Raw genomic sequence first — 9,224 nt, 5'->3', positions numbered from 1 at the left:
CGTGCCGACCAACGGTCGGCACCCACCAAAGCAGAACGCCGTTCCGACAGATCGCGGCCAACTGTCGAAGGCGGGGTGGGTCCGGTGGCAGGGGCGTGAGCCGCATGGGCCCGAGGCATGCCTCGGGCGGGTTGGGCAGGACGCCCAACCCCGGTCTTGCCGTGTGCGCAGGACTGCGCACACGAGCAAGCCGCGACCGAGCCTACATGGACGTATTTACGGCGTCCCCTGCCACCGGACCCACCCCGCCATCCCACAGGAACCCGGCTTTTGATCTTGCTCCAGCCTTGGCTCTGGCCTCCGCGGGTGCAGGGCTGCAAGCCCTGCAGGCAGAACCCCTACCTGAACAGGCCTTTTTGCGTGAAGTCTCAAACATCGTTTAGACTTGCAGGGTCTGCAGCGGCCGTCCGTTTCCCTCCGGGATCGCCGGCGATCAGGGTCCGCCCTCTTCGCCCGCCCCCACTCCGACGCCGTTCGTCACGCATTCCAGCCTGCGCTTCGTGCCGGCTGCACCCAATTCTCGCAGCGCGGTTCACGGGAACGCTCCGAGTCAGCCGATCAGTTTGATCTGCCCCCGTCTGTCCGCTCGGACAGGCGTTTCTTGTACTTGGAGCAAACTCAATGTCTTTTGAATCGCTGGGCCTGGCGCCCTTCCTGCTGCGTGCGCTCGCCGAGCAGGGCTACGAAAACCCGACCCCGATCCAGCAGCAGGCGATCCCGCTGGCGCTGGCCGGTCGCGACCTGCTGGCCGGCGCCCAGACCGGCACCGGCAAGACCGCCGCGTTCGGCCTGCCGCTGCTGCAGCACCTGGGCACCGCCTCGCAGGAAGTGCGTGCCGGTCCGCGCAAGCCGCGTGCGCTGATCCTGGCCCCGACCCGCGAGCTGGCCACCCAGGTGCATGACAGCCTGCGTGGCTACAGCAAGTATCTGCGCATCCCCAGCGCCTGCATCTACGGCGGCGTCGGCATGGGCAACCAGCTGGACATCCTGCGCCGTGGCGTGGACCTGCTGGTGGCCTGCCCGGGCCGCCTGATCGACCACCTTGAGCGTCGCAGCGTCGACCTGTCCGGCATCGAAGTACTGATCCTGGACGAAGCCGACCGCATGCTCGACATGGGCTTCCTGCCGTCGATCAAGCGCATCCTGGCCAAGCTGCCGAAGCAGAACCGCCAGACCCTGCTGTTCTCGGCCACCTTCGAGGACAACATCCGCCAGCTGGCGCTGGAGTTCATGCGCAACCCGGAACAGATCCAGGTGACGCCGAAGAACACCGTGGCCGAGACCATCACCCACCGCGTGCACCCGGTCGATGGCAGCCGCAAGCGCGACCTGCTGCTGCACCTGCTGGCGCAGGACAGCCGCGAGCAGACCCTGGTCTTCGCCCGTACCAAGCACGGCAGCGACAAGCTGGCCACGTTCCTGGAAAAGTCCGGCATCAAGACCGCGGCGATCCACGGCAACAAGAGCCAGGGCCAGCGCCTGCGTGCACTGGGTGACTTCAAGGCCGGCCGCGTGACCGTGCTGGTGGCCACCGACATCGCCGCGCGCGGCATCGACATCAACGAGCTGCCGAAGGTGATCAACTTCGATCTGCCGATGGTGGCCGAGGACTACGTGCACCGCATCGGCCGTACCGGCCGTAACGGTGCCACCGGCCAGGCGATCTCGCTGGTGGCGCAGGACGAAGTGAAGCTGCTGCGTGCGATCACCCGCCTGCTGGGCCGCGACATGGACATCCGCGACGTGCCGGGCTTCGAGCTGCAGACGCCGATCCGCTGGGGCAACAGCGCACCGGGCAAGGCCGAGCACGATACCGGCGAGCGCGCACCGCGCAAGAGCCACGCACGCCGTCCGCACGGCGATGCACCGCGCCATGCGCATGCCGGCCCGAAGAAGGCCGGTGGCGGCCGTCGCGAGGGCGGTGGCAATGGCCAGCAGCGTGCCGGTGCGGGCGCGGGTCAGGGCCAGCGTCGTGGCGGTGGCGGCAATGGTGGCGGTCGTGGTCGTGGCCAGGGTGGCAACGGCGGCGGTCGCGCCGGCTGATCGCAGCTGACGGTTGTTGCGCTTCCCGCTGCGCGGGGGGCTATCGAGGGACGGCGCTGAGGCGCCGTCCTTTTTTTTTGCTGGCTACCTGGGTTATGAAGCTGGCGGTTGGTTGTGCGTGGGCGTTGGGGAGCGGGGGCGGCGCAAAACACGCCGTAAACCCATCCATGGGGGCTCGGTCGGCGCATCCATGCGCCTCACGGTTTTGCGCCGCCCCCGCTCCCCAACGCTTCAGACATTTCCAGCGCCTTCCTTCTCCCGCGGGGTAGCCAGAGGAAGAAGGATCAAATTCAAATTCAAATTCAAGAGCAGAAGCCGAAGCCGCTGCTTTTGCTTTTGCTTTTGCCCTTGCTCCCGCCTTGGGTTTGATGCGTCCGCGCCCGCAGGAAACCGTCGAGGGGAGGCCGGGCGGGTTGCGCAGGACCGTTGGCGCCATGGATGGCGCCATCGAGCCCCCAGGGGTGAGGGTGCTTTGCTTGCGAAGCACTGCTTCGCAAGCGCCCGAACGCACAGCCGCCAGCGGCTGGGCCGGACCGCGGAGCGGGGTTTACGGCGTGTCCTGACTGGGCCTCCGGGCCTCCCCCCAGCCAGGTAAAAATCAAGGCGCCAAACGCCTCAACCCCGCGCCCTACTCGGATTCACCAGATTCCCGAAGAAGATCGCGTTGATCAGCAGTCGACCCGTCCCGTGCCAGTACTTGCGATGCGCCGGGTCATCAGCAAACAGCACCACGTTGCCCTGCCCCTGCGCCGAGACCAGCAGCCACGCACTGCCGGCCACCCTCGCGCGGTTGCGCTCGGACAGGTAGCCATTCACCCGCGGCGGCGTGTCGATGCGCACCACCGTCGAGAACGGGTTCGCGCTCGGCTGCAGCGTCACCGTGTTCTCCTTGTTGATCGCCAGCTGCCGGCGTGGCACGCCGAACGCCAGCGGATGGCTGGTATCCACGTCGGCACTGAGAATGTTGCCGCTGACCCGCTCGATCGCGGCGATGTCGCGCTGGTCGCCGAACGCACGGCGGCTCTCGTCAGCAGTCTCTTCTTCCTTGCCGAGCTTCTCGCCGTCGGCCAGCTTCTGTTCGATCGCCCACTTCGAGGCACTGCCGTAGGTCACCAGTGAACCACCGGCCTGCACCCAGTGCTTCAGTGCAGCCACCGCCGTGGCATCAATGCCTGTGTAGGTTCCACCGGACAGCACGATCGTGGTGTAACGATCCAGCGGCGCTTTGCCCAGCTGCAGGGGATCCAGCTTGCTGGCGGGCAACCGCAGCTGCTGGTCGAGCAGGAACCACGCCGATCCGATTTCGGTGGCGGCCACCCCCTCGCCCATCACCAGCGCAACCGCGGGTTTGCGCAGCGCCTTGACGCCGTCACTGCCGAGGTCGATGCCTTCGCGGCTGCGGCCACTGGACAGCGCGTGCACCTGCACACCGGCAGCACGCGCGGCAGACGTCACGGCTTCAAGCAACGCCGTGCCCTGCAGTGATTGCCCGGCCACCGGAATCACCAGGCTGCCGGCGGCGAAGCTGACCTCGCCCTGCGTGGTCGCAGTGGTGAACGGCTGGAATGCCGCGCGTGCATTCACGCCCTTGTCCTGCAGCGCGGCCAACGCGCGTCCGGCGTTGTAGTCGCGCCAGTCGATCGCGTAGGCGAATCCGGCCTGGCCGCCCAGCACGGCGCCCTGCTCCGCCGGCAGCGCGGCCACGCGTGCGCCGCCGTCGATGCGACTGCGGCTGCCCGCAAAGGCCACGCCGTAGGCCGGTGCGATCGCGTAGCTGGTGCTGCCGTAGAACACATCGCCCTTGATCGGCGGTGTCTCGGCAAAGATCGAATGCACCAGGCGGAACTGCGCCTGCTGCACCGGCACCACGTAGGCACGGCCGGCATCGAAGCGCTGGCCATCGACAGTGACGGCACGATCCAGTGCACGCACCTCGATGCGATGCAGCAGCAACAGTTCCAGCAGGCGGCGAGTCAGTGCCGGATCATGCGCATCGCCAAACACGAAGCTCTTCACCGGCTGCTGCGCGGCCTGCTTCAGTGCGCTCTGGAAGAACTGCTTCTGCAGGTCGAACAGGCCGCTGCGCTCGGTCACTGCACCACGCACCGTGCCCAGCCCGGTAGCCACCTGGTTGCGGATGGTGAACGGGAAGGTCAGCAGGCCGTTCACCGATTCCTGCACGCGGCCGCGCGAGCTGGCCTGCTCGACGGTAACGCCGACCGCGCCATGGAAGTCCGGGTAGGTGGAGCCGTAGACCGGCGAGAAGTTGTCGAAGTTCTCGCCGGTGTAGTACAGCGAGCCCAGCGCATCCAACGCCTGCGCGTGGTACTTGGCCAGGGTCTTGTTGAATTCATACGACGCCGCCGGAATCAGCGGGCTGTGCATGCTCTTCGGCGACGGTTCGAAGTAGTAGGTGCTGTCCTTTCCCATCTCGTGGAAATCGATCTGCACGTTCGGGTACCACTGGTGGAACACCTCCACCTTCGGCCGCGAGTCCTGCTGGGTCAGGGCCAGCCAGTCGCGGTTGAGATCGGTGAAATAGTGGTTGGTGCGGCCCTGCGGGAACGGTTCGACGTGCTCCTTGTCGGCCGGGTCGGACGAAGCCGGATCGGAGGCCCAGGCGTTGTGCCAGTTGGCGGCACGATCACGGCCATCCGGGTTCTGCGCCGGGTCGAACAGCACCACCGCCTGCTGCAGCCACTGCCGGGTTTCGGCGCTTCGGTTGGCCACCAGGTAGTACGCCGTCAGCATCGCCGCTTCGGCACTGGAGGTCTCGTTACCATGCACGCTGTAGCCCAGCCACACCACCACCGGGCTGTCGCCGGCCGCGCTACGCGGCTGTGCCGGATCGGCCAGGGTCGCGTGCTGCTGGCGGATCTGCTCCAGTCGCGCGTGGTTGCCTGCAGCGGTGACGGTGGCGATCAGCAGCGGGCGCCCCTCATAGCTGCGGCCGATCTCGCGCACGCTGATCTTGTCAGAGCGTTTCGCCAGTTCCTGGAAGTACGCCACCAGCTGGTCGTGCCGGGTGTAACGGCTGCCGATCGGGTAGCCGAGGAACTGCTCCGGCGTGGGCACCGCTGCATCGAACGCCGCTGCGTCGCTGACCTGCGGGAAGAAGTACGCGCTCTGCGCCTGCACCGGCTGCGGCGAGGACAGTACGGTGGCGGCGGCAAGCAGCAACGGAAGAACGGCACGGCAATGCAAGGACACGGTGACTCCCCTGGAACACAACGGCAGACGATCGCGCGGCCGGTCCCTTCAGGTGACCGGCCGCAGCGGATGGATCAGAAGCGGTAATCGAAGCCCAGCGTGAAGTAGCGGCCACGCAGGTCGTACTGGCTGAAGTCGTACGGCGCGCGGATGCCCGGGAACGAGGCGTCGTACGGCGGCGTCTTGTCGGCCAGGTTCTGCACCTTGGCGTACACGGTCAGCTTGTCGATGCCGGTGTAGGCCAGGTACAGGTCGTACTGGCTGTAGCTGCCGACGCGCTGCTGCACGGCCGTGGCAGCGGTGCTCGCTTCCTGGCGATAGCTGCTGGTGTAGTACCAGGTCACCGCCGCGTTGAAGTCGCCGTACTTCCAGTCCAGCGTGGTGGTGGCCTTGTCCTTGGGCAGGGTCGCGCCGAGGTTGCTGCCGGCATAGTCCACCAGCGGGCCGCCGACCACGGTCGGGCGACGGTAGTCGCGCACGTGGGTGTAGGCCGAGGAAACGGTGAAGTCACCCAGTGCAGCGGTCGGGATGCGCTGGCGCAGCTCGACATCGATGCCCGAGGTCTTCAGCTCGCTCAGGTTCTGGTAGCGGTTATAGACCGCCTGCAGCTTGCCGCGTTCATCGCGCTGCACGGCACCAGCGACATTGTCGTTGACCAGGGTCTGGGTGTTGTTGGTACCGACCAGGTTGTCCAGCTGGATGCGGTAGTAGTCCACGCTCAGGTTGGTGTTGGCCCACGGCGACAGCACCACGCCGAAGTTCACGCTCTTGGTGCGCTCGGGCTTCAGTTCGTTGTTGCCAACGGTGAAGAACGTCGGGTTCTGGCGCGAGCCAGGCACGTCCGGGTCACGCGGATCGACCACGCTGCCGTAGGCGATGCTGGTGCTGTTGGAGTTCTCCGACAGCGATGGCGCACGGAAGCCCTTCGATGCCGAGGCACGCACCAGCAGGAAATCCAACGGCTGCCAGCGCAGGCCGATCTTCGGCGAGAACGCGTCGCCGAAATCATCGTAGTGATCGGCGCGCGCGGCGGCGGACAGCTCCAGGGTCGAGGCCAGCGGCACGTTCACTTCGGCATAGGCCGCACTGACCTGGCGCTGGCCATGCACTTCGGCGATGGCCGGGCGCACCTGCAGGCCGGCATCGATCTGCCACGGGTTGTTGGAATCGAGCTTCTCGCGGCGCCATTCGGCACCGGCGGCGAAGCCAATTTCGCCGGCCCAGGTGTGGCCCAGGCTGCCGGAAATCTTCGCGTCGACGCCCTGCAGCTTGGACTCGGCCGGGCGCAGCGTGGCGATGTTGATCGAATCACGTACCGACTGCGGCGTGGCCGCCGGGTCCAGCAGGTTGTAGCTGCCGGTGGCCAGTGCGTTGGCCAGCGCCCAGCGGTTGGCGAAGCCGCCGGACACAGTCTCGCGCTCGCTGCTGCGCGCACCGAATGCGGCCACTTCCCAGTCCCAGTTGGCAGTGGTGCCGCGCAGGCCGAACACGCCGCGATAGGCGGTGGAGCGGTTGGTCTTGATCGTGCCGCCGAGGTCGAAGAAGGTGTATTCGATCGGGATCGCGCGACCGTACGGGTTGTACGGATTGTTGGCCGGCAGCAGCGATGACACTGGCTCGGCCAGGCCGCTGTCTGCGTTCAAGGCAAAGCGGCCACTTTCCAGGGTGAAGAACGGGCTGCTGCCGAACCACGCGGCACTCTTGATCTGGCTGTACAGCACTTCGCCGAAGGCTTCGACATTGTCGTTCAGGCGGAAGGTACCGTTGGCATAGGCCTGGTAGCGCTTGGTCGAGGGGATCAGCGTGGTGAACGGTGCCTGGTTGAAACCGCAGGTATCGCCGGCCAGGCCGTCGATCGGCGCGCTGGCGACGCGGGTGGTACCGGCCGGGCAGTTGCCGTTGGCGTCGAGCATCGGCACCGACACGCCGTTGACCAGATAGCGCGCGCCCTTGGCCGACCAGCCGTTCCAGCGGCCACCCGGCTTGTCGGTGTAGATGCCGCTCCTAGTCAGGTTGCGTTCGTCCTGATCCAGGCGCTCGCGGTTGTAGCCCTGCACGCTGAAGAGGATGTTGTAGCCATCGGTATCGAGATCACCGAGGCCGCCGACGAACTTCAGGTTCTGCTCGTGCAGGCCACCCTGGTCGGCACCGCCGAAGCTGCCGCCGATCTCGGCGCCTTCGAAGTTCTGCCGGGTGATGATGTTGACCACGCCGGCCACGGCGTCGGAGCCGTACACCGCCGAGGCGCCGTCCTTGAGCACTTCGATGCGCTCGACCGCAACCAGCGGCAGCGCGTTGAGATCGACGAAGGTGTCGGACAGACCACCGGCCGGGAAGCCGTAGTTGGCCAGGCGGCGGCCATTGAGCAGCACCAGCGTGTTCTTCTGCGACAGGCCACGCAGGCCGATGCCGGCCGAGCCGGAGGCCCAACCGTTGTTGGTGGTTTCGTTGCTGGCGTTGCCGGTGTTGGCCGAGATCGAACGCAGCACATCGGCCACGGTGGCCTTGCCGGTCTGTTCCAGCTGCTGGCGGCCGATCACCTGCACCGGGTTGGAGGCCTCGGTATCGGTGCGCTTGATGTTGGAACCGGTGACGCGCACGGCGGCCAGGGTGCTGGCTTCGCCACTGGCGTCGGCGGAGGTTTCGGCGGCGGCGGACAAAGGCGCGGCCAGAGCGACGGCCAGGGCCGCCACGAGCAGGGTGTGCTTGGGCATGACGATGTGGGGGGAGGTGGTAAGGGCGACGAAGTTCCGCAGTAGTCCATGCCTGGCCGGGGTCCGGCCAATAACATCTCTTCATACGGATATAAGAGAAACTATCATCTCTTCATCCGGATGGAAAGACTTACTTCACGAAAGTCCAACATCCGCTCAGGCTGGCCGGCGTCCTGCGGCGTACAATCGCGCCATGGAAATCTTCAAAGTCTTCATGCTCGAGGCGGCGCACCGCCTCCCCAACGTGCCGCAGGGGCACAAGTGCGCGCGCCTGCACGGACACTCGTTCCGGGTGGAACTGAAGGTCGAGGGCGAACCGGGGGCGCAGACCGGCTGGATCATGGATTTCGGCGACGTGAAGGCGGCCTTCCAGCCGATCTACGACCGCCTGGACCATCACTACCTCAATGACATCCCCGGCCTGGAGAACCCGACCAGCGAGAACCTGGCGGTGTGGATCTGGAACGAGCTCAAGCCGAGCCTGCCGGCGCTGAGCGAGATCACCGTGCACGAAACCTGCACGTCGGGGTGCCGTTACCGCGGCCCCACTGCCTGATCAACCCATTGATCTGAAAGGTGTTTCAAAGGCGCCCTGGGCGCCTTTGTTATTTTTGTTGCATTGCCGCATCAAGGGCGTATGCTGCATTGCATCAAGCCACTCCCTGATGCCCCATGGCCGCCGCCTTCAGCGATCGCTTCAGTGATGCCACCCGCCAGCTCGCCGCCGCGGCAACGCGTGCGAACCGGTTGGCGTTGGAGAACGCGGAAAGCATGTTCGGCGTGCAGCTGAAGGTGATGGAGCGCAACCTGACCGCGACCAGCGGCTGGCTGGGCGAACTGGCCCGCAGCGAGGATGCGGCCGGGATGCTCAACAAGGGGGCGCAACTGTGGCAGGACAACCTGCAGCGGCTGGGCCAGGCCCAGCAGGACGTGGTCGGGCTCGGCCTGCAGGCCGGCAAGGCCTGGTCCGAACTGGTGCAGGGCTACAACGAATCAACGGCGGACGCGAACAACCACTGACGCGACGCAACGCTCATTGCGTGGGTCCCTCCCCCCACGCAATCCGGACCCGGCAGATCCCTCCCTCTGCCGGGTCTTTTTTTGCCTGGCGTTCGGATTCCAAAGCGCTTCTTCGCTTGGACTCTCTGCGAGCTGAGGGGCCCCGCCGGGGGGGGGGGGGGGGGGGGGGGGGGGGGCCCCGGGGGGGGGGGGGGGGGGGGCCCCCCACGCGGGTGATGGGCGGCCCCCCCCCCCCCC

5 protein-coding genes are annotated in these 9,224 nt (G+C 66.7%); 3 read left to right on the top strand and 2 right to left on the bottom strand.

All coding sequences use genetic code 11. The features are described 5' to 3' along the window. The first annotated feature begins 621 nt into the window (after positions 1–621). On the top strand, positions 622–2,043 hold the full coding sequence (locus ACJ7C5_RS19825) for a DEAD/DEAH box helicase (protein ID WP_094000509.1): 1,422 nt from the start codon (positions 622–624) through the stop codon (positions 2,041–2,043). A 615-nt stretch (positions 2,044–2,658) separates the two neighbouring features. Here ACJ7C5_RS19825 and ACJ7C5_RS19820 read toward each other — a convergent pair. Both ACJ7C5_RS19820 and ACJ7C5_RS19815 read right to left on the bottom strand, forming a co-directional pair. Then, on the bottom strand, positions 2,659–5,253 hold the full coding sequence (locus tag ACJ7C5_RS19820) for a M14 family zinc carboxypeptidase (protein WP_412704864.1): 2,595 nt from the start codon (positions 5,251–5,253) through the stop codon (positions 2,659–2,661). Between the two features lie 74 nt (positions 5,254–5,327). Further along, the gene (locus tag ACJ7C5_RS19815; RefSeq protein ID WP_412704863.1) at positions 5,328–7,967 is read right to left on the bottom strand and encodes a TonB-dependent receptor; all 2,640 of its coding nucleotides are present in this window, start codon (positions 7,965–7,967) and stop codon (positions 5,328–5,330) included. A gap of 193 nt (positions 7,968–8,160) precedes the next feature. Here ACJ7C5_RS19815 and queD point away from each other — a divergent pair, with 193 nt between their 5' ends. Beyond that, positions 8,161–8,523 carry a 6-carboxytetrahydropterin synthase QueD gene (gene queD / locus ACJ7C5_RS19810; RefSeq protein WP_412704862.1) on the top strand — a complete coding sequence of 121 codons (363 nt, stop codon included), beginning with the start codon at positions 8,161–8,163 and terminating at the stop codon, positions 8,521–8,523. A gap of 116 nt (positions 8,524–8,639) precedes the next feature. Beyond that, positions 8,640–8,987, top strand: a complete 348-nt coding sequence (locus tag ACJ7C5_RS19805; RefSeq protein WP_412704861.1) for a phasin family protein — start codon at positions 8,640–8,642, stop codon at positions 8,985–8,987. Positions 8,988–9,224 lie beyond the last annotated feature (237 nt).

Origin of the sequence: Nocardiopsis yanglingensis (assembly GCF_045809185.1) — a bacterium.
In the GTDB taxonomy this organism is placed as follows: Bacteria; Pseudomonadota; Gammaproteobacteria; order Xanthomonadales; family Xanthomonadaceae; genus Stenotrophomonas; species Stenotrophomonas yanglingensis.
This window is presented reverse-complemented; position numbering and strand designations above follow the sequence as displayed.

What these genes read in the sequence shown, in the direction of transcription:
- queD (WP_412704862.1), top strand. Translation starts at nt 8,161, where the DNA reads ATGGAAATCTTCAAAGTCTTCATGCTCGAGGCGGCGCACCGCCTCCCC.
- ACJ7C5_RS19815 (WP_412704863.1), bottom strand. Translation starts at nt 7,967, where the DNA reads ATGCCCAAGCACACCCTGCTCGTGGCGGCCCTGGCCGTCGCTCTGGCC.
- ACJ7C5_RS19825 (WP_094000509.1), top strand. Translation starts at nt 622, where the DNA reads ATGTCTTTTGAATCGCTGGGCCTGGCGCCCTTCCTGCTGCGTGCGCTC.
- ACJ7C5_RS19805 (WP_412704861.1), top strand. Translation starts at nt 8,640, where the DNA reads ATGGCCGCCGCCTTCAGCGATCGCTTCAGTGATGCCACCCGCCAGCTC.